The sequence below is a fragment of the Bordetella sp. MIP270_01_BMS genome, assembly GCF_054958705.1.
This window is the reverse complement of the sequence record NZ_CM143297.1, coordinates 1,516,816-1,534,651: the sequence shown is the minus strand read 5'-3', so window position 1 is coordinate 1,534,651 and position 17,836 is coordinate 1,516,816. Positions and strand designations below refer to the sequence as shown.

Genomic DNA, 17,836 nt, shown 5'->3' with positions numbered 1-17,836 from the left:
TCATGTCTTATTCGCTGGTCGTCTTCGACTGGGACGGCACCCTGATGGATTCCACGAACGGTATCGTGGCCGCCATCCAGGGCGCCTGCCGCGACCTGGACCTTCCCGTGCCCACCGCCTCGGCGGCCAGCTGGGTCATAGGCCTGTCCCTCGAAAGCGCCCTGCGCCGCGCCGTGCCTGAGTTGACCCAGGCCATGGTGCCTCGCTTCCTCGAGCGCTACCGAACCCATTATCTGCTGCGCGATCCGGAACTGCGCCTTTTCGACGGTATCGAGGCCTTGCTGGCCGAGCTGGCGGGGCGGCAGGTTCGCCTGGCCGTTGCCACCGGCAAAAGCCGTGTCGGGCTCGATCGCGTGCTGGCCGCTACGGGCCTGCGTGGCACGTTCCAGGCGACGCGCACCGCAGATGAAACCTTCAGCAAGCCGCATCCGGCCATGCTGCAAGAACTCATGGAAGAACTCGAGGTCGAACCCGAACGCGTGGTGATGGTGGGCGACACCTCGCACGACCTGCAGATGGCCTGCAATGCCGGCGTCCACGGCCTGGGCGTGACCTATGGCGCCCACAGCCCCCAGGAGCTGCATGGCTGCCAGCCGCAGGCGGTTGTCGATAGCGTGGCTCAGCTGCGCGAATGGCTGTTGCCGCGGGTCAGCGACTGAAAAACGCGCACGGCAGGGAATAAACCGGGTTGGCATGCGTCTTACGCATGCTGCCCGTGCGGTCCACGCAGCCCCCAGGAGACTGTCATGTTGATACGCAAGCCCGGCCCCGTGCCGCCGCCGTCCGAAATCACCCCTGAAACGATCTGGCAATCGCGCCGCGACTGGCTGGCGCGAGCCGGTGCCCTTGCTGCGGCGGCGAGTCTGCCCGGGTGGGCCGCCCGCCCAGCGTACGCCGAGGATGCCCCGCCACTGCCAGGCCGCCCCAGCCCGCAGTTCTCGGTCATGGACAAGCAGACGTCCTATTCCGACATCACCGGCTACAACAACTACTACGAGTTCGGGCTAGACAAGGACGATCCGGCCCGGTACGCCGGCAAGCTCCAGACCCGCCCCTGGACTGTCGCCATCGAGGGCGAGGTGCTACGCCCGCAGACCTTCGATATTGATGCGCTGCTCAAGCTCGCCCCCATGGAAGACCGGGTCTACCGCCTGCGATGTGTCGAAGGGTGGTCGATGGTGATCCCCTGGGTGGGATATTCGCTGGCGACGCTGCTCAAGCAGGTAGAGCCTACCGGTAATGCCAAATACGTCGAATTCACCACGGTGGTGCAGCGTGAAAACATGCCGGGAGTGCGCTCCAGGGTCTTGCAGTGGCCCTACGTCGAAGCCCTGCGCCTGGACGAGGCCATGCATCCCCTGACGCTGCTGGTGTTCGGTCTTTACGGGAAAGTGCTGCCCAACCAGAATGGGGCGCCGCTGCGTCTGGCGGTACCCTGGAAATACGGCTTCAAGTCGGCCAAGTCGCTGGTGCGCATCCGGCTGGTCGAGCGCCAGCCTACCAGTTCCTGGATGCAGGCCGCGGCCAGCGAGTACGGCTTCTACGCCAATGTGAATCCGGAAGTGCCGCATCCGCGCTGGAGCCAGGCAACCGAGCGGCGCATTGGCGAAGACGGCCTGTTCACCCCAAAGCGCAAGACCCTGATGTTCAACGGTTATGCCGATCAGGTGGCCTCGCTCTATCAGGGTATGGACCTGCGGGCCAATTACTGAAGGTTCCCGCATGCCAGCCACGCCCCACGCCTCGCCCCCTGCCCGCCGCCAGCAATGGTCGGCGGGCGTCGTGGCACGCTACAAGCCGCTCTTGTTCATCGCCGGCCTGCTGCCATTCGTGCGCTGGCTCTGGTTGGGGTTCACCAACGGGCTCACGGCCAATCCCGTGGAATTCCTGACACGCTCGTCGGGCACCTGGGCCCTCGTGTGCCTGCTCGTTACGCTCTCCATCACGCCGATGCGCCGCATTCTGGGCCAGCCCGCACTGGTGCGCCTGCGGCGCCCCTGTGGATTGTTCGCCTTTTTCTACGCCAGCCTGCACTTCATGGCCTGGGTTTGGTGGGACCGCGGCCTGGATCCGGCCTCCATGCTGCAGGACATCGGCGAACGGCCTTTCATCACAGCCGGATTCGCGGGTTTTGTCCTGCTGGTCGCGCTCGCCGCCACGTCCACGCAGGCCGCCATGCGCGCCATGGGGCGGCGCTGGCAGACCTTGCACCGGGCGGTTTACGTGATAGGCGTGCTGGCCATCGTGCACCTGTGGTGGCATAAGGCCGGCAAGAACGATTTCCAGCAGCCGCTGGCCTACGGTGCTGTTCTGGTGGCTTTGCTGGGCTGGCGCGTCGTGGCTGCGCTGCGGGCACGCGCCGGACGCACCTGAGGCCGGCGATATCGGCTCAGCGCCCTGGCCGTGCCGGCAGGGCCAGCATGATCGCGGCCGTCTCGAGGTCGGGCGCGCCGTCGTAAAGGTGGGGGCGGTAATGCATCTGGAACGCCGCCAGTACGTTGCGGGTGGCGCGGTCCAGCCGCCCGTGCTGCGGGCAGGCATAGCCCAGCCGCGCCAATTGCTGCTGGAACCATGCCGGGTCGGGAAGGCCCCGTTCCTGCAGATTCACCCAGTTTGCCGCCGCGGCCGCCTCGTCGTACCAGCGGCCTATGCTCGCCTCGGCCAATCGCTTCCAGGGGAAAAGCGGGCCCGGGTCAGTCTTGCGTTGCGGGGCAATGTCGCTGTGGGCCACGACGTTCTCGGGCGCGATATCGTGTCTCGCCACCAGCTCGTGCAGCAGCCGGATCAACACATCTATCTGCTCGTCGGGGTACGCATGCCAGACGGGCGCCGTGCCCGCGACATCCAGGCGCCCGCCATTGACCAGTTCGATGCCGATCGATACCGGGTTGAGCGATACCTGGTCGTACCAGCTGCTGGCGCCCGCGTGCCAGGCGCTGCGCGTTTCGTCTACCAGTCGGTATATACGGGGTGTTTCGTCGGCCGTGATCAAATAGTGCGCACTGACGCCGCCTCGCGTCAGCAGCTCCAGCGACCGGGCGGTGGGTGCCGACGTGTAGTGCAATACGATGTAGCGCACGCGGCTGTCCTGGCTGACCGCCGTGATCGAGTCGTCGATGTGCAGCCGGGACACCGCGTGCTGCCCTGCGCAACCGCTCAGCGCCATTGCCAAGGCCATCAGGGCGGCAAGACGGCGGCCTGTGCGTGGCAGTGCCATCAGCGCTGCGCCAGGTACAGGAAGAGCGTAGGACGCTTGTCCAGATCGGGCGCGGTCCGGGTTCTCCAGTCGGCGATGGAATATGTACGGACCCATTCGTCTTCGGTGGTCAGCGACCGGGCCACGCACAGTCGCGTATCGGCCCGCAACGTCGCCAGCAGCGTCGCGAACATCGCCGCGTTGCGATAGGGCGTCTCGATGAGCAATTGCGTCTGGTGGTGACGCGCTGAATGCTGTTCCCAGGTGCGCAGCTGTTTGGCGCGCTCGGCGGGGTCTACCGGCGCATACCCATGAAAAGCAAAGCGTTGGCCGTCCAGCCCGCTCGCCATCAGGCCCAACAGAATCGACGATGGCCCCACCCATGGGCGCACGGCGATTCCCATGCGGTGGGCCGCTGCCACCACGGTGGCGCCGGGGTCGGCCACCGCGGGGCACCCGGCCTCGGACACGAGGCCGACATCGTTCCCGCTGCGGATGGGTGCGAGCCAGCGCTGGATTTCGCCCGCGTCAGTCTTGGCGCCCAGGGTATGGATCGTGATTTCCTGCAAGGGGCGGGCGGTGCCGATCTGTTTCAGGAAGGCGCGTGCCGTCTTGGCATTCTCGGCGATGTAGGTATCGAGCCGTCCAGCCAGGGCCCGGGCGTCGGCGGGCAGCCATTGCTCGGGCGCGGCCGGCCCCAGCGAAACCGGAATCAGATGCAGCGTGCCGCTCATGGGGCGGCCGCCGGAAGAGGGGGTAGGCCGAAGTCAGCCAGCATGCCGGTCAGGGCGATCAGGGGCAGGCCGATGATGGCGGTAGGGTCATCACTGCGGATGTATTCCATGAGGGCGATGCCCAGGCTTTCGGCTTTGGCGCTTCCGGCCGTATCGTAGGGTTCTTCTGCGCGCAGATAGGCGTCGATGGCGGCGTTTGACAAGGCCCGGAATCGGCACTGGGTGACCACATCGGCCTTCTGGATCCGCTGCCCGTCAGTTACGGCCAACGCACTGTGAAATTCCACGGTACGTCCGGCAAGTTCGCGCAATTGGGCCTGGGCGCGCATAAAATCGCCAGGCTTGCCAATCGGCTGGCCATCCGCGGTCGCCACTTGGTCGGAACCGATGACAATGCAACCCGGATGCCGGTGCGCAACGGCCAGCGCCTTGGCCACCGAGAGCCGCAGAGCCAGGTCGGCAGGGGCTTCTCCGGGCGCCGGCGTTTCGTCAACGTCCGGCGAAATGGTTTCGAAGGGCAGGCGCAGGCGCTCCAGCAGGGCGCGGCGGTAGCGCGAGCTCGAAGCCAGGATCAGGCGAGTAGGGTTTTGGGGCATGCAGCGATTGACGTTAATGCGTAAGTCACAGTATTATCTAACGTTTTGCGGGATTTTTGCAGGCCAATAGGCCCGCGATCGTCCGGCAGGCGCAGCAAGTGCCGCAATATGCAGTACGGCAACGCAAAGTAGGGCAATACCGAGTACGGCAAAACCACGTGCGGCGATACCAAGTACGGCTAATCGAAGTGCGGCAGTCCAGGCAAGCAGTGCGGGCCGGCCATGCAGCAACCCGGGCAGGGTGGCAGGCATGCGGGCCTGGCAAGGCGGCCCCAAGCAAGCGGGTCCGGTGTGGCAGGCGACGCATGTCGGCCAGGTAACATCGGCCCCTCACCAGGCACCAGAGCAGGAACAGCAGAGGCACAGGCATGAGCAACGAACGGGCAGGGGCGGCTGGGCCGCGCGGGTCCGCTTCGGCGGACGCCGTGATCGATGCGTTCGCATTCGCTCGCCAGGGCGCGAGGCTTCAGGGTACTGTACCCCTGGTTCGGCTGGCCCGGGCGGTCGAGGGCCTGCCCGAGCAGCCTGCTGGCGAAGCCGGGCTGGTGTCGTGGTCGGTGCAGGGCGAAACCGGTACGGGGCTGGCTCGAACCGGACTGGCGGCAGGGCAGCCACTGCTGCACCTGCACGTGCATGCCCGGCCCGTGTTGGTATGCCAGCGTTGCAATGCCCCATTTGTTTACGAAATAGATTCCCGGACAGTGCTGCAGTTGGTCAAGTCTGAAGACGAGCTCGACGACGACCTGTCCTTAGATACGCAAGAACCGGAACTTGCGGATTCATTGCCCGAAAAGGTGGTGGGTTCGCATCGTTTCGATCTGTTGGCCCAGGTCGAAGACGAGCTCGTGCTGAGCATTCCATACGTGCCCAAGCATCTCGTATGCCCGGGCGCGCAGGCTGACGATGGCGGTGCTTCCCAAGAGCCCGACATCGAGCGTCCGTCACCGTTCGCGGTGCTCGAACAATTGAAGCGCAAAGATTAGATCAACATCGAGCCGCATGGCGTACAATGCGGCCCGTTTCTAGGAGTCATCATGGCTGTTCAACAAAACAAGAAGTCCCCGTCCAAGCGTGGCATGCATCGCTCGCACGATTTTCTGGTGAACCCGCCCACCGCGATCGAGCCCACCACCGGCGAATCGCATCTGCGTCACCACATCAGCCCCAACGGCTTCTATCGCGGCCGCAAGGTCCTGAAGACCAAGGCCGACGAGTAAGTCGCGGCGAAACTCGTTTCGCATTCACGGCAGCGCTGACTCGCAATTGTGATACGCATCGCCATCGACTGTATGGGCGGCGATTTCGGCCTGCCCGTCACGATTCCGGCTGCGGTCGAGTTCGCCCGGCAATATCCCGATTGTCGGCTGTTGCTGGTCGGGCTGCCCGATGCCATCGAGGCTGCACTGGCCGAGCACAAGGCGGCTCCCCGCGAGCGCCTTGAGATCGTGCCAGCCACCGAGGTCGTCTCCATGGACGATCCGGTCGAGATCGCCCTGCGCCGCAAGAAAGATTCGTCCATGCGCCTGGCCGCGCAGGCGGTCAAGGACGGCCGTGCCGATGCCTGCATTTCCGCCGGCAACACCGGCGCGTGGATGGCCATCTCGCGGTACGTGCTCAAGACCCTCGAGGGCATCGACCGTCCGGCCATCGCCACTTCCATTCCCAACCAGACAGGGCGCGCGACCACGGTGCTCGACCTGGGCGCCAACGTCGACTGCACGGCCGAACACCTGCTGCAATTCGCCATCATGGGCGCCGCGCTCACGCAGGCGGTCGACCATCGCGACAATCCCTCGGTAGGCTTGCTGAACATCGGCGAAGAAGTCATCAAGGGCAACGAGGTGGTCAAGGAAGCGGCCGAGCTGTTGCGCAACAGCCCGCTCAATTTCCACGGCAACGTCGAAGGCAACGACATCTTCAAGGGCACGGTCGACGTCGTGGTCTGCGATGGTTTCGTCGGCAACGTGGTGCTGAAGTCGGTCGAGGGCCTCGCGAAAATGCTGTCCAGCATGATCCGCGAAGAATTCAAGCGCAATCTCGTCACGCTGCTGGTCGGCGCCATCGCCAAGCCGGTGCTCAACCGCTTGCGCGACCGGGTCGACAACCGCCGCTACAACGGCGCGGCCTTGCTGGGCCTGCGCGGCGTGGTGATCAAGAGCCATGGTTCGGCCGACGCCTACGCCTTCGGCTTCGCGTTGCAGCGCGCGCGCGAAGCCGTGGTAAGTAAACTGCAAGAACGCACCGCCCAGGCCGTCGTGCTGATCACTCAGCGCGTACAGACCGGCGAGGCCGCCTCCGGCCAGCCCGAGACGGCGGGGGACACCGTTTGATGGGTACCGCAATGACATATGCCGTGATCGCCGGTTCGGGCAGCTTCCTGCCCGAACGGGTCGTGTCCAACGACGAGCTGGCTGCCGAATTGGCCACCCGCAATATTTCCACGTCCGACGAATGGATCGTCGAACGCACTGGCATCCGCCAGCGCCACCTGGCCGAGCGTGGAGTGACCACCAGTACGCTGGCCACCGAAGCGGCCCGGCGCGCCCTTGACGACGCGGAAGTGCAGGCTGGCGAGGTCGATCTGATCATCGTCGCCACCTCCACGCCCGACTACGTGTTTCCCAGCACGGCCTGTCTGGTCCAGGCCAATCTAGGGGCCAAGGGTGGCGCGGCGTTCGACGTGCAGGCCGTGTGCAGCGGCTTCGTGTATGCGCTGAGCACTGCCGATGCCTTCGTGCGCGCCGGTCGCGCACGATGTGCCGTGGTGATCGGCGCCGAGGTCTTCTCGCGCATACTCGACTGGAACGACCGCAGCACCTGCGTGCTGTTCGGCGACGGCGCTGGCGCCGTAGTGCTCAAGGCTTCGTCCATGCCCGGCATCATGGCGGCGCAGCTGCACGCCGACGGCTCGCAAACCAAAATTCTGTGTGCGGCTGGCAACGTGGCCTATGGCGATGTCACCGGCGACCCTTTCCTGCGCATGGACGGCCAAGCCGTATTCAAGCAGGCTGTCACGGTGCTCGACCGATCGGCGCGCGATGTCTGCGCCGAAGCCGGCGTCGAAGTCTCCGACCTCGACTGGCTGGTGCCGCACCAGGCCAATGTGCGTATTCTGAATTTCCTGGCGCGCAAGCTGCAGGTCCCCACCGACAAGGTCGTGATCACGGTCGATTCGCATGCCAATACGTCGGCGGCGAGCGTGCCGCTGGCGCTCGACGCCGCGCGACGTGATGGCCGCATCAAGCCAGGCCAGCTGATACTGATGCAAGGTGTGGGCGGCGGCTTTACATGGGGCTCGGTGCTCGCGCGCATGTAATGCCGGCGCATACCCCCGGCCTCGGCGCCCGGGGTGGGGTGCCCGGTACTCTCACCGATTCTGCTTACAGTCGATACATCAACATGAAAATCGCGTTTGTCTTTCCTGGCCAGGGTTCGCAATCGGTCGGCATGCTCGATGCCTGGGCCGGCAATGCGGCCGTCGCCGACGTCATGGCGCGCGCCGGTCAGGCGCTGGGCCAGGACCTCGCCGCCCTGATCGCCCAGGGGCCGGCCGAGCAACTCAATCTCACCACCAACACTCAGCCGGCCATGCTGGCGTCGGGCATGGCCGTGTTTGCCGCCTGGCGCGCTGCAGGCGGCGCCATGCCCGCCCTCATGGCCGGGCATAGCCTCGGTGAGTATTCCGCCCTCACCGCGGCCGGGGCGCTGGCGCTCGAAGACGCCGTGCGCCTGGTCCGTGTGCGCGCCGATGCCATGCAGGCCGCCGTGCCGGTGGGCACAGGCGGCATGGCGGCCGTACTCGGCCTGGACGACGATGCGGTGCGCGCCGCCTGCATCCAGGCTGCGCAGGGCGAGGTGGTCGAGGCCGTCAATTTCAACGCGCCCGCGCAGGTCGTCATCGCCGGACACAAGGTGGCCGTGGAGCGTGCGTGCGAAGCCGCCAAGGCAGCGGGGGCGAAGCGCGCCCTGATGTTGCCGGTTTCGGCCCCATTCCATTCCAGCCTGCTGCGACCCGCCGCCGAAGTGCTGGCGGGTGCCTTGGCGCAGGCCCCCGTGGCTGCACCCCAGGTGCCTGTCATCAATAACGTCGACGTGGCCGCTCCGGCCGATCCGGCGGCCATTCGCGACGCGCTGGTGCGCCAGGCGTGGCACCCTGTGCGTTGGGTGGAAACCCTGCAGGCCATGAAGGCTCAGGGCATCACTCATGTCGTCGAATGTGGTCCGGGCAAGGTGCTCAACGGGCTGACGCGGCGCATCGACAGCGATCTCACCGGTATTGCCATTACTGACCCCGCTTCTCTCGAAGCTGCGCTGGCAACGCTCGGCCAAGGCTGAGGCGCGAACCTGCCCCTGCGTGGCGTCACAACGGAACTCACATGGACGACAAACAAACTGCAGAACTGCAAGGCAAAGTGGCGCTGGTCACTGGCGCCACCCGCGGCATAGGCAAGGCCATTGCGCACGAACTGGCCGCCCGCGGCGCTGTCGTGGTGGGCACGGCCACCAGCGATTCGGGTGCCAAGGCCATCACCGAGGCCCTGGCGCCGTACGGCGGCCGCGGCGTGGTGCTGGATGTCACTGACGCACAGGCTTGCGATGCGCTCATCGAATCGTTGGGCAAAGAAACCGGCGGTGGCCCCCATATCCTCGTCAACAATGCCGGCATCACGCGCGACAACCTCGCCATGCGCATGAAAGACGACGACTGGACAGCCGTCATCGACACCAACCTGGCAGCCGTTTTCCGCTTGTCGCGCGCCGTATTGCGCGGCATGATGAAAGCGCGTTGGGGCCGTATCATCAACGTGACCTCGGTCGTGGGAGCCAGTGGCAATGCCGGGCAAGCCAACTACGCTGCCGCCAAGGCTGGTGTCGCGGGCATGTCGCGGGCCCTGGCGCGCGAACTCGGCAGCCGCAACATCACCGTCAATTGCGTGGCGCCGGGCTTCATCGACACCGACATGACCCGCGCGCTGGGTGAGAACCAGACGGCCTCGCTGCTGCAGCAAATCCCGCTGGGCCGCCTGGGATCGCCGGTTGACATCGCGCATGCGGTGGCATTTTTATCTGGGCCGCAGGCGGGTTACATTACTGGAACCACCCTGCACGTCAACGGCGGGATGTACATGCAATAAGGCGGGCCCGGCGCGGCGCGCCAGGCACATCGCAGGCATCAGTCATTTTTATCACGGCCAGGCGTTTGCATTCCTCTGCGCTTGGCTATAATTCGCGGGATTTTTCCCCAATTGGAGATCTGCATGGAAAGCATCGAACAGCGCGTCAAGAAGATCGTCGCTGAACAACTTGGCGTCAACGAAGCCGAGATCAAGAACGAGTCCTCCTTCCTTGACGACCTCGGTGCCGATTCGCTCGACATGGTTGAGCTGGTCATGGCGCTCGAAGACGAATTCGAGACCGAGATCCCCGACGAAGAGGCCGAGAAGATCACGACCGTGCAGCAAGCGATTGATTACATCACTTCGCACGGCAAGCAATAAGGTCATCCTGTATATGCCGGCCCACCCGCCATGCGGGCGTGGCCGGAAGCAGGGCGGTTTCAGGAGCGTCGTGCGGTCCATGCGCGCAATCGTCCGTGACGTTTGCGCGGCAAGGCAAGCCGCATGAGCGGCGCATCCGAAAACCGCCTTTCTTTTGTCTGTTTTAGGAGTCATCCGTGAAGCGACGAGTCGTCATCACCGGCCTGGGTATCGTATCGCCCGTGGGCAACGACATCTCCAGCGCCTGGGACAATATCGTCAACGGACGTTCCGGCATCAGCCGCATCAGCCGTTTCGATCCCTCGGCCATCACCACGCATATCGCAGGTGAAGTCAAAGGCTTCGACGTCACGCAGTTCATGCCTGCCAAGGAAGCCCGCCAGATGGATACCTTCATCCATTACGGCATGGCTGCCGGCATCCAGGCCTGGCAAGACAGCGGCCTTGAAGTCACCGAAGCCAATGCCGACCGCATCGGGGTCATCGTCGGCTCCGGCATCGGCGGCCTGCCGCGCATCGAAGAGACCCAGACCGAACTGCTGGCCAAGGGGCCGCGGCGCATTTCGCCGTTCTTCGTGCCCGGTTCGCTGATCAACCTGATTTCCGGGCAGTTGTCGATCCGCTTCGGCATGAAAGGCCCCAGCTATGCCGTCGTGTCGGCCTGCACCACCGGCCTGCACTGCATCGGTGATGCGGCACGCCTGATCGAATACGGCGACGCCGACGTCATGGTGGCGGGCGGCGCCGAATCCACGGTGTCGCCGCTGGGCATCGGCGGCTTTGCAGCCATGCGTGCCCTGTCCACCCGCAATGACGACCCCACCACCGCTTCGCGTCCCTGGGACCGCGATCGCGACGGCTTTGTGCTCGGCGAAGGCGCGGGCGTGCTGGTCCTCGAAGAATACGAGCACGCCAAGAAGCGCGGCGCTCGCATCTACGGTGAATTCGCGGGCTACGGCATGAGCTCCGACGCGCATCACATCACGGCCCCCGACAAAGACGGACCGCGCCGCGGCGTGCTGAACGCCTTGCGCAATGGCGGCATCAACGCCGACGAGGTCGACTACGTCAACGCCCATGGCACGTCCACCCCGCTGGGTGACAAGAACGAAACCGACGCGCTCAAGCTGGCATTCGGCGATCATGCCCGCAAATTGGTGGTCAACTCCACCAAATCCATGACCGGCCACTTGCTCGGCGCGGCTGGCGGCATCGAGGCCGTGTTCACCACTCTGGCGGTATACAACCAGAAGTCGCCTCCCACGATCAACATCTTCAACCAGGATCCCGAATGCGATCTTGACTACTGCGCCAACGAGGCTCGGGACATGAAGATCGACGTGGCGATTTCCAACTCCTTCGGTTTCGGCGGCACCAACGGCTCCATGGCCGTTCGCCGGATCTGATTTGGACCACCGCCGGGTTCCCGGCGGCCGGTCGCTCTGCGTACCGGTGCGCCGCCCACCCCACCTGACCCTGCTGAGCCGCACGGCCGTGGCGGCAGCGGGCGCCTGCGGGGCGCTGGGTGCCTGGTGGCAGGCCGGGCCGGCCGGCACGGCCTTCGTCGCGGCCGGGATGGCCGCAGTGGCGGTATGGCACCGCGTCAACAGCCGTCGCACCGGCGGCAGCCCCGTGCGCGCCGTCCGCGCCGTGGCGGGCAGCCGCGCCTGGCAGCTGCGGGTGGGGCGCCACTGGCAAGGCGCCGTCCTGCGCGGCAGCAGTCGGGGCGCCTGCTGGCTCGAGCTGCAGCTCGCTTCAGTCGGCGGCACGCCTGTTACAAAACACCGGGTGGCGGTGTGGCGTTCCATGGTCTCCCAAACCCGCTGGCGCAGGCTGTGTCTGCTGGCAGGGGCGGCTGAGCGCCTGAACGCGCCTGATCCGGGGGGCGCATGAGCGAACGCGACATCGACGCCGAGCTGGTCGCCCGCGTACAGCGGGGCGACAAAAAGGCTTTCGACCTGCTGGTGCTCAAGTATCAGCGCAAGATCCTGCGCCTGCTGGGCCGGATGATCCGCGACCCGTCCGAAGTCGAGGACGTCGCCCAGGAAGCCTTCATCAAGGCGTACCGGGCTCTGCCGCAGTTCCGCGGCGAAAGCGCTTTTTACACCTGGCTGTATCGCATTGCGGTCAACACGGCCCGCAACTGGCTGGCCTCGGCCGGCCGCCGTCCCAGTGCGCCCAACGCCATAGAAACCGAAGACGGTGAAACTTTTAACGAAACCGACAACCTAACCGATATCAGCACGCCGGAAGCCGTGATGGCCAGCCGGGAAATTGCCGAGACCGTCAACGCGGTCATCGAGGAATTGCCCGAAGAACTCCGGACCGCTATCGTGCTGCGTGAAATCGAAGGTATGAGTTACGAAGACATCGCCCAGAGCATGGATTGCCCGATTGGTACTGTGCGCTCGCGCATTTTCCGTGCGCGTGAAGCTATTGCCACTCGGTTGCGTCCCTTGCTGGATACCGATGCCGAGCGTCGTTGGTAAGGAGCGGCAGTCATGCAATCAACAGTCAAATCCGCGGAAGAACCCGATATATCTCTGGAAGAGTCGGTTTCCGCCTGGATGGACGGCGAATCGTCCCAAGACATTTTTTCGGAACTCGCCACCGCGCAGGGCCGTCGAACCTGGGATACCTACCATCTGATAGGTGACGCCTTGCGCAATTCCGACCTGGCGGTGAGCCCCAGCACGGGCTTTCAGGCCAGACTGGCACGTGCGCTCGACGCCGAGCTGCCCATCGTTGCGCCGCAACGCCGGCGTTCTCCCTTGCGCGTCGGCCTGTCCGGATTGGCGGTGGCAGCGGCCGTCGCTACCGTTGCCTGGGTGGCACAGCCCTATGTCATGGGCGGCAATGCCCGCCCGGTCGAAACCCGCGTGCTGGCTGACGCCTCGACCACGACAGAAACGCGGGGCCTGCGAGACTATCTCGAAGCCCATCGCCAGATGGCGGGCCCCAGCGCCGTTCGGCAGGTTTCGTTCGACGGCGGAGCCGGACGTTGATCGCGCAGTTGCAACATCTCTGTAGGCCCGTACTGGGCCGCATCGCCCGGGGCCGCCGACCATACCCGGCCGCGGGCTGGGCGTTGACCGCCCTGATGCTGGTGGCGCTGAGCGCCGCCCACGAGGCCGCCCGGGCCAGCGAATCCGCACCGGCGGCCAGTTCCATCCAGCTGCTCTACGATATCCAGCAGGCGGCGCGCAAGCAAGACTACGCGGGCGTGTTCCTGTACCAGCAGGGCGAGGTGATCCAGTCGTCGCGTTTGGTGCACGTGATCGACGGCACCGGAGAACGCGAGCGCCTCGAGGTGCTCGACGGCCAGCCGCGCGAGTACCTGCGGCATAACGACGAAATACAGTGCCTGATTCCCGAGCGCAAAACCGTGCTGATGGAGCCGCGCCGCGGTGACCGCTTCCCGGGCCTGCTGCTCGGAAATCCCACCGACCTGGCCCAGCATTACGATATTCGTGCTCAAGACAAGCTGCATCGCGTTGCCGATCGCCAGTGCCGGGTTATCTCGATCGAACCGCGTGACAGCCTGCGCTACGGTTATCGGCTGTGCGCAGACGTGGCCACGAACCTGCTGCTCAAGGCGCAGACCGTCGACGTCGACCGCGGCGTGGTCGAGCAGGTGGCGTTCACCTCCATACGTCTGGGCGGCGACGTCGATTCCGCCGAGCTGTCCTCGCGCTGGAACACCCGTGACTGGAAGGTCATGCAGCCCCGCATCGAGCCGGCCGACCTGGCTGCGAACGGTTGGCGCATCCCCGCGCCCAAGGGCTTTGTTGCCGTGATGCAGGTCAAGCGGTCCATGGGCAACAGCAATGTGCATCAGCTGGTCTTGTCTGACGGCCTGGCGGCCATATCTGTATTCATAGAGCCCTACGATACGAAGCGGGGCCATCCGATGTCACCAGGTGCCGCACGGCGCGGTGCCATCAACATCTACGGCACGCGCATTGCCGATTACTGGCTTACCGCGCTGGGCGAAGTGCCGGCGCGCACGCTCGAACAGCTGGCCACTTCTACGGAATACGTTCCAGTAACGTCCAAATAACGATAAAACCTGCGAAAGGTTGGGGAATTTTCGGAGTTCTCTTATGCATACGCTTTCAGTGTCGACATCTTTTTTCCGGCGCTTTTTCCTGGCCTTGTTGACCAGCTGCATGCTGGTCGGGGCCTACGGACCGGCGCAAGCCCAGACCTCGGCCGCTCCCGCGGTGGCGCTGCCCGATTTCAGCAGCATCGTCGAAAAGGTAGACCCGGGCGTGGTCAACATCCGCACCACGGCCAATGTGCCTGTGCGTACGCCCGGCCGCGGCAACGATCCTTACGAGTTGTTCCGCTGGTTTTTCGGCCCCGACTTCCAGCCGCCCGGGATGGCGCCGCAACCGCCAATGCCCCGCCAGTCTCCCGAGGAACGCAAGGTCCCGCGCGGCCTGGGGTCAGGGTTCTTCATTTCGGCCGACGGTTATATCCTGACCAACAACCATGTGGTCAGCGAAGCCGCCGACATCTACGTCACGCTGACGGATGGCCGCGAGTTCAAGGCCAAGGTGATAGGTACCGACGAACGTACCGACGTCGCCCTGATCAAAATCGAGGCCAAGGGCATGACGCCTCTGGCGATCGGCGACCCCAAACAGCTCAAGAAGGGCCAGTGGGTGTTGGCCATCGGTTCGCCGTTCGGCCTGGACTCCACCGCCACCGCTGGCATCGTCAGCGCCATCAGCCGCGACACGGGCGAATACCTGCCCTTCATCCAGACCGATGTGGCCGTCAACCCCGGAAACTCGGGCGGTCCCCTGCTCAACCTGAATGGCGAAGTCGTGGGCATCAATTCGCAGATTGTCTCGCGCAGCGGCGGATTCATGGGCATTTCGCTGGCCATTCCGATCGATGAAGCCATGCGTGTGGCCGACCAGCTGCGTGCCAGCGGCAAGGTCACGCGCGGTCGCATCGGCGTGCAGATCAGTGAAGTGGGCAAAGACATCGCAGAAGCCATCGGGCTGCCCAAGGCCGAAGGTGCGCTGGTCAGCAACGTCGAACCTGACGGTCCGGCGGCGGACGCGGGCGTCAGGGCCGGTGACGTGATCACCTCGTTCCAGGGCGAAGCCATCAAGCGCTGGTCGGATCTGCCGCGCATCGTGGGCGAGACCAAGCCGGGTACGCGTACCGAGATGGAGGTTTGGCGCCGCGGCAAGATGATTACCCTGTCGGTGAAGGTGGGCGAACTCACCGCCTCGACCGCCGCGGCCTCGTCGCAGGCCCCGGCCGAACCCGAGGCTGCCGGCAACGCGCTGGGCCTGCGGGTCGTCGACGTGCCGGCCGATGTGCAGAAAAAGCTGGGTATCAAGGGCGGCGCGCAGGTGCGCAGCGCCGAAGGCGCCGCCGGCTCGGCCGGGTTGCAGCCGGGCGACATCGTGCTCGCGGTGAACAACACCGACGTCAACGACGCCGCTCACTTCAACAAGCTGGCCGACAAATTGCCCAAGGGCAAGGCGGCCGGCCTGCTGGTGCGCCGGGGTGACCTCACCCAATGGGTTGCAGTCGAACCGGCGAAGTAGACCCACCCCCTGGCGCTACGCGCTCCCCCTCAAGGGGGCGACGCTGGCGGACCGGCAGAGCCGGATCCGCGGCGTCCCGGCTTGAGGGGTTGGGGAAATGCGCGAGGTGGTGTGGCTGGCGGTGATGGGCCACGCCCTGGCGTTTCGCGCGGGCTGGGATCCGGCTCAGGATCCCTGTCGAAGGGGCAGGAAGGCGCGGCTCGCACGGGCGGTTTCCGCCCTGCGGGCGTGCAGTCTGCGCTACTGCGACCCGGCGGGGACGAGGAGTGCGCTTACGGGTAATGCGAACCCGTATAAAATAGCTGGTTGCCGCAAAAGGGGGCGCAGGGCGCCCCCTCGTTTTTGGCCGGTTGCCGCGGGCCTCGCCTGCGTTTTTCGCCATTTCGGCGTGTTGTCCGTGTTCCGTCGCCCGGCACGGTTTTGGCTCTGATAAACCCACCGTATGCAGCATATCCGCAATTTCTCCATCATCGCCCACATCGATCACGGCAAATCGACCTTGGCCGACCGCCTGATCCAGCGTTGCGGGGGACTGGCGGCGCGCGAAATGTCCACGCAGGTTCTCGATTCGATGGAAATCGAACGGGAACGAGGCATCACCATCAAGGCACAGACCGCCTCGCTTCAATACAAGGCGCAGGACGGCAAAACCTACAATCTGAACTTGATCGACACGCCGGGCCACGTCGACTTCTCGTATGAAGTCAGTCGCTCCTTGTCGGCATGCGAAGGCGCGCTCTTGGTGGTGGACGCTTCGCAAGGCGTGGAGGCGCAGACTGTCGCCAACTGCTACACCGCCATCGAACTGGGCGTGGAAGTGCTGCCCGTGCTGAACAAGATGGATCTGCCGCAGGCCGATCCCGAAGGCGCCCGCCAGGAAGTCGAAGACGTGATCGGCATCGACGCCTCGCAAGCGGTGATGGCGAGCGCCAAGACGGGCATGGGCATCGACGAGATCCTCGAGTCCATCGTCGCCCGCGTGCCGGCCCCCAAGGGCGACCCTGCCGGTCCGCTGCAAGCCTTGATCATCGACTCCTGGTTCGATAACTACGTGGGCGTGGTGATGCTGGTGCGCATCATCAACGGCGTGCTTCGGCCCAAGGACAAAATCCTGCTCATGGCTTCCGGCGCCACGCACTTGTGCGAACAGCTGGGCGTGTTCACCCCCAAGTCGCAGCCCCGCACCGAATTGTCCGCGGGCGAGGTCGGTTTCATCATCGCCGGCATCAAAGAACTCGCCCATGCGAAGGTGGGCGACACAGTCACGCTGGCCGGCAAGCCGGCCAGCCAGCCGCTGCCGGGGTTCAAAGAAGTGAAGCCCCAGGTGTTCGCGGGGCTGTATCCGGTCGAGAGCTCCGAATACGACCAGCTGCGCGATTCGCTCGAAAAGCTCAAGCTTAACGACGCCGCGCTCATGTTCGAGCCCGAAGTGTCGCAGGCCCTGGGCTTTGGCTTCCGTTGCGGCTTTCTCGGCCTGCTGCACATGGAAATTGTGCAGGAACGCCTCGAACGAGAATTCGACATGGACATCATCACCACCGCGCCGTCGGTGGTGTACGAGGTCGAGCAGCGCGATGGCAGCATCGAAACCATCGACAGTCCGTCGCGCATGCCCGAGGTCGGCAAGATCAACGACATCCGCGAGCCGGTCGTCAAGGTCACGCTGTTCATGCCCCAGGAATACGTGGGGCCGGTGATGACGCTGTGCAATAACAAGCGTGGCGTGCAGATCAACATGAGTTATCACGGCCGTCAGGTGCATCTGACGTACGAGATTCCGCTTGCCGAAATCGTGCTCGACTTCTTCGACAAGCTGAAATCGGTGTCGCGCGGCTACGCCTCGATGGACTACGAGTTCCTGGAATACCGGTCGGCCGACGTGGTGAAGGTCGACCTGCTGATCAACGGCGACCGGGTCGATGCGCTTGCCATGATCGTGCACCGGGCCAATGCACGCTATCGCGCCCGCGATGTGGTGACCCGCATGCGTGCACTGATCCCCCGTCAGATGTTCGACGTGGCCATCCAGGCCGCTATCGGGGCTGAAGTCATCGCGCGCGAGAACGTCAAGGCGCTGCGCAAGAATGTCTTGGCCAAGTGCTATGGCGGCGACATCTCGCGCAAGAAGAAGCTGCTTGAAAAGCAGAAGGCCGGCAAAAAACGCATGAAGCAGGTGGGCAGCGTCGAAATTCCTCAGGAAGCGTTCCTGGCCATTCTGCAAGTCGAAGACAAGTAGCAAAAA

Annotated in this window: 20 protein-coding genes; 17 read left to right on the top strand and 3 right to left on the bottom strand. The window is 64.8% G+C overall.

Annotation, left to right across the window (positions count from 1 at the left end; all coding sequences use genetic code 11):
* Positions 1-2 precede the first annotated feature (2 nt).
* The 3 genes from ACV17W_RS07075 to msrQ all read left to right on the top strand — a co-directional run bounded on the left by ACV17W_RS07075 (position 3) and on the right by msrQ (position 2,373).
* Positions 3-659, top strand: a complete 657-nt coding sequence (locus ACV17W_RS07075; protein ID WP_462595719.1) for an HAD family hydrolase — start codon at positions 3-5, stop codon at positions 657-659.
* Positions 660-746: 87 nt separating this feature from the next.
* Positions 747-1,712 (top strand): protein-methionine-sulfoxide reductase catalytic subunit MsrP, encoded by a 966-nt coding sequence (msrP, locus tag ACV17W_RS07070; protein WP_462595718.1) that lies wholly within the window; start codon positions 747-749, stop codon positions 1,710-1,712.
* 10 nt (positions 1,713-1,722) lie between these two features.
* Positions 1,723-2,373, top strand: coding sequence for a protein-methionine-sulfoxide reductase heme-binding subunit MsrQ (msrQ, locus tag ACV17W_RS07065; protein ID WP_462595717.1), 651 nt, complete (start codon positions 1,723-1,725; stop codon positions 2,371-2,373).
* 16 nt (positions 2,374-2,389) lie between these two features.
* Here the strand turns inward: msrQ and ACV17W_RS07060 are convergent, their stop codons facing one another.
* From ACV17W_RS07060 to ACV17W_RS07050, 3 genes are read right to left on the bottom strand one after another with little or no spacing between them, the layout of a single operon-like run.
* Positions 2,390-3,217: an N-acetylmuramoyl-L-alanine amidase gene (locus ACV17W_RS07060; RefSeq protein ID WP_462595716.1), complete on the bottom strand. Its 828-nt coding sequence runs from the start codon at positions 3,215-3,217 to the stop codon at positions 2,390-2,392.
* The gene (locus tag ACV17W_RS07055) at positions 3,217-3,930 is read right to left on the bottom strand and encodes an SAM-dependent methyltransferase (RefSeq protein WP_462595715.1); all 714 of its coding nucleotides are present in this window, start codon (positions 3,928-3,930) and stop codon (positions 3,217-3,219) included. Before ACV17W_RS07055 ends, ACV17W_RS07060 begins: the two co-directional genes overlap by 1 nt.
* Positions 3,927-4,526 (bottom strand): Maf family nucleotide pyrophosphatase, encoded by a 600-nt coding sequence (locus ACV17W_RS07050; RefSeq protein ID WP_462595714.1) that lies wholly within the window; start codon positions 4,524-4,526, stop codon positions 3,927-3,929. Before ACV17W_RS07050 ends, ACV17W_RS07055 begins: the two co-directional genes overlap by 4 nt.
* A 368-nt stretch (positions 4,527-4,894) precedes the next feature.
* Here ACV17W_RS07050 and ACV17W_RS07045 point away from each other — a divergent pair, with 368 nt between their 5' ends.
* The 14 genes from ACV17W_RS07045 (at position 4,895) to lepA (ending at position 17,830) form a co-directional block, all read left to right on the top strand.
* Entirely contained in the window at positions 4,895-5,509 is a 615-nt protein-coding gene (locus ACV17W_RS07045; protein WP_462595713.1) for a YceD family protein, read from the top strand.
* 51 nt (positions 5,510-5,560) lie between these two features.
* Positions 5,561-5,743 carry a 50S ribosomal protein L32 gene (rpmF, locus tag ACV17W_RS07040; RefSeq protein WP_462595712.1) on the top strand — a complete coding sequence of 61 codons (183 nt, stop codon included), beginning with the start codon at positions 5,561-5,563 and terminating at the stop codon, positions 5,741-5,743.
* 48 nt (positions 5,744-5,791) lie between these two features.
* Complete coding sequence (gene plsX, locus ACV17W_RS07035; RefSeq protein ID WP_462595711.1) at positions 5,792-6,856, top strand: phosphate acyltransferase PlsX; 1,065 nt, start codon at positions 5,792-5,794, stop codon at positions 6,854-6,856.
* Complete coding sequence (locus tag ACV17W_RS07030; protein ID WP_462595710.1) at positions 6,856-7,842, top strand: beta-ketoacyl-ACP synthase III; 987 nt, start codon at positions 6,856-6,858, stop codon at positions 7,840-7,842. The genes plsX and ACV17W_RS07030 overlap by 1 nt, the downstream gene beginning before the upstream one ends.
* Before the next feature lie 83 nt (positions 7,843-7,925).
* On the top strand, positions 7,926-8,861 hold the full coding sequence (gene fabD / locus ACV17W_RS07025; RefSeq protein WP_462595709.1) for an ACP S-malonyltransferase: 936 nt from the start codon (positions 7,926-7,928) through the stop codon (positions 8,859-8,861).
* A 41-nt stretch (positions 8,862-8,902) separates the two neighbouring features.
* Positions 8,903-9,661, top strand: a complete 759-nt coding sequence (gene fabG, locus ACV17W_RS07020; RefSeq protein ID WP_462595708.1) for a 3-oxoacyl-ACP reductase FabG — start codon at positions 8,903-8,905, stop codon at positions 9,659-9,661.
* A gap of 123 nt (positions 9,662-9,784) precedes the next feature.
* Positions 9,785-10,024, top strand: coding sequence for an acyl carrier protein (gene acpP / locus ACV17W_RS07015; RefSeq protein ID WP_462595707.1), 240 nt, complete (start codon positions 9,785-9,787; stop codon positions 10,022-10,024).
* Positions 10,025-10,200: 176 nt separating this feature from the next.
* Positions 10,201-11,430 carry a beta-ketoacyl-ACP synthase II gene (gene fabF / locus ACV17W_RS07010; RefSeq protein ID WP_462595706.1) on the top strand — a complete coding sequence of 410 codons (1,230 nt, stop codon included), beginning with the start codon at positions 10,201-10,203 and terminating at the stop codon, positions 11,428-11,430.
* Between the two features lies 1 nt (position 11,431).
* Positions 11,432-11,917 carry a hypothetical protein gene (locus ACV17W_RS07005; protein ID WP_462595705.1) on the top strand — a complete coding sequence of 162 codons (486 nt, stop codon included), beginning with the start codon at positions 11,432-11,434 and terminating at the stop codon, positions 11,915-11,917.
* Positions 11,914-12,513 (top strand): RNA polymerase sigma factor RpoE, encoded by a 600-nt coding sequence (gene rpoE, locus ACV17W_RS07000; RefSeq protein WP_462595704.1) that lies wholly within the window; start codon positions 11,914-11,916, stop codon positions 12,511-12,513. Before ACV17W_RS07005 ends, rpoE begins: the two co-directional genes overlap by 4 nt.
* Positions 12,514-12,525: 12 nt before the next feature.
* Positions 12,526-13,029 (top strand): sigma-E factor negative regulatory protein, encoded by a 504-nt coding sequence (locus ACV17W_RS06995; protein WP_462595703.1) that lies wholly within the window; start codon positions 12,526-12,528, stop codon positions 13,027-13,029.
* Positions 13,029-14,084 carry a MucB/RseB C-terminal domain-containing protein gene (locus ACV17W_RS06990; RefSeq protein WP_462596490.1) on the top strand — a complete coding sequence of 352 codons (1,056 nt, stop codon included), beginning with the start codon at positions 13,029-13,031 and terminating at the stop codon, positions 14,082-14,084. The genes ACV17W_RS06995 and ACV17W_RS06990 overlap by 1 nt, the downstream gene beginning before the upstream one ends.
* A 43-nt stretch (positions 14,085-14,127) precedes the next feature.
* On the top strand, positions 14,128-15,594 hold the full coding sequence (locus ACV17W_RS06985; RefSeq protein WP_462595701.1) for a DegQ family serine endoprotease: 1,467 nt from the start codon (positions 14,128-14,130) through the stop codon (positions 15,592-15,594).
* A 442-nt stretch (positions 15,595-16,036) separates the two neighbouring features.
* The gene (gene lepA, locus ACV17W_RS06980; protein ID WP_462595700.1) at positions 16,037-17,830 is read left to right on the top strand and encodes a translation elongation factor 4; all 1,794 of its coding nucleotides are present in this window, start codon (positions 16,037-16,039) and stop codon (positions 17,828-17,830) included.
* Positions 17,831-17,836: the final 6 nt, after the last annotated feature.